This window comes from Burkholderia sp. E168m23 (assembly GCF_016586125.1).
GTDB lineage: Bacteria > Pseudomonadota > Gammaproteobacteria > Burkholderiales > Burkholderiaceae > Burkholderia > Burkholderia orbicola.
Map to the genome: position 1 here is coordinate 1 of NZ_BCPP01001185.1, position 1,811 is coordinate 1,811.

The following is a 1,811-nucleotide window of genomic DNA, read 5'->3' on the forward strand; positions in this document are numbered from 1 at the left end:
AGATTTCGCCGCAGCTCGTGTCGGGCCAGTTGCAGGGCGGTCTCGCGATGGGCATCGGCCATGCGCTGCACGAGTACCTGCCGCTCTACGAGGACGGCCCCGGCAACGGTACGTGGAACTTCAACCGTTACCGGTTGCCGCGCGCGTCCGACGTCGCCGTCTGGACCCAAACGGGCGACGTGCTGCCGCCGCTGTCCGAGACCGATCCGCCGAAGGGTGTCGCCGAAGTGGTGATGATCCCCGTCGTCGGCGCGATCGTGAACGGCATCGCGCACGCGATCGGCCATCGTTTCACCGACCTGCCGGTGACCCCGCAAAAGATTCAGGAGGTGCTCGCATGACGACCGCCCAAACCGCGGCTTCGGCCGCGAGCGCCAGCGCGGCTGCGACCGCCGCTTCCGCACCGACCGCGGCTTCGGCCGCTCCGGCGTCCGCTCCGGCTGCGCCGGCATCGGCATCGGCTGCCGTCGAGCGTCCGCTCGTCCGGTTCCAGCAGAAGCCGCTGTCGGTCAAGATCAACGGCAAGGCCGTCGGCCCGATGCAGGTGCCGGAAGGGCTGATGATGATCGAGTTCCTGCACGAGTACGTGGGCCTCACCGGCTCGCGGCTCGGCTGCGGGCAGGGCATCTGCCACGCGTGCGTCGTGATCGTCGACCAGCCGGACGGCACGAGCGAGGAAATGCGCACCTGCATTACCGGCGCGCACTTCTTCCACGGCCGTTCGATCCGCACGATCGAAGGCCACGCGACGCGCAACGAAGCCGGCGAAGTGGTCGAGCTGTCGCCGATCCAGCAGAAATTCCTCGAGCATTTCAGCTTTCAGTGCGGCTATTGCACGCCGGGCTTCGTCAACGCGGCGACCGTGCTGATCGAACGCCTGAAGCGCGAGCCGGTCGCGAAGGCCGACGTGGAACGCACGATCACCGATGCGCTCGACGCGCACCTCTGCCGCTGCACGGGCTATGTCCGCTACTACGAAGCCGTCAAGGACGTGGTGCTGACGACGCCGGGACTCGTGAAGGACGCCGCATGAAACGCACACTCGCTCATCGTGTCGCGCGGGCCGCGGGCCTGCCCGCGCTCGCGGCGGCCTGCGCGCTGCTGCTCGCCGCCTGCGGCGGCCACGACGCGCCGGCGTCGAATGCGGCGTCCGGCGCGCCCGGCGCCGACCCGATCGCGCGCGGCCGCTATCTCGTCAAGGCCGCCGACTGCGCGGCGTGCCACACCGCGAAGGACGGCGCGCCGTTCGCCGGCGGCGCGGCGCTCGAATCGCCGTTCGGCACGTTCTACGGCTCGAACATCACGCCCGACAAGGATCACGGGATCGGCAACTGGAGCGCGGACGACTTCTACGCCGCGCTGCATGACGGCAAGGCGCCGGGCAAGCGCCTGTATCCGTCGATGCCGTACACGTCGTACCGGCAGCTCACGCGCGCCGACGCCGACGCGATGTACGCGTACCTGATGACGGTCAGGCCGGTCGCGCAGGAAAACCGCGCGCACGACCTGAAGTTCCCGTACAACCTGCGCTTCGGCATGATGTTCTGGGACATGCTGTTCCTGAAGGACAGCCTGCCGGATGCGTCGACCGGACAATCCGCGGACTGGCAGCGCGGCCGCTATCTCGCCGGCGCGCTCGGCCACTGCGCGGAATGCCACACGCCGCGCGCATTCACGGGCCAGCTCGACGGCGCGAAGCCGTTCGCGGGCGCTGCGCTCGGCCGCGTGGCCGCGCCCGACATCACGCCGGCGGGCCTGGCCGCGCGCGGCTGGACGGGCACCGATCTGCAGACGTTCTTCGGCGTCGGCAT

The 1,811-nt window shown here is 69.8% G+C and carries 3 protein-coding genes; all 3 read left to right on the plus strand.

The window, feature by feature from the left end; all coding sequences use genetic code 11:
* A partial coding sequence (locus JMF90_RS35480; protein ID WP_201326195.1) for a molybdopterin cofactor-binding domain-containing protein occupies positions 1-341 on the plus strand: 341 nt, incomplete at its 5' end.
* A complete protein-coding gene (locus JMF90_RS35485) occupies positions 338-1,033 on the plus strand; it encodes a (2Fe-2S)-binding protein (protein ID WP_011547679.1) in 696 nt (231 codons plus the stop codon). The genes JMF90_RS35480 and JMF90_RS35485, both read left to right, overlap by 4 nt.
* On the plus strand, positions 1,030-1,811 hold a 782-nt coding region (locus JMF90_RS35490), incomplete at its 3' end, for a c-type cytochrome (RefSeq protein WP_201326196.1). The genes JMF90_RS35485 and JMF90_RS35490, both read left to right, overlap by 4 nt.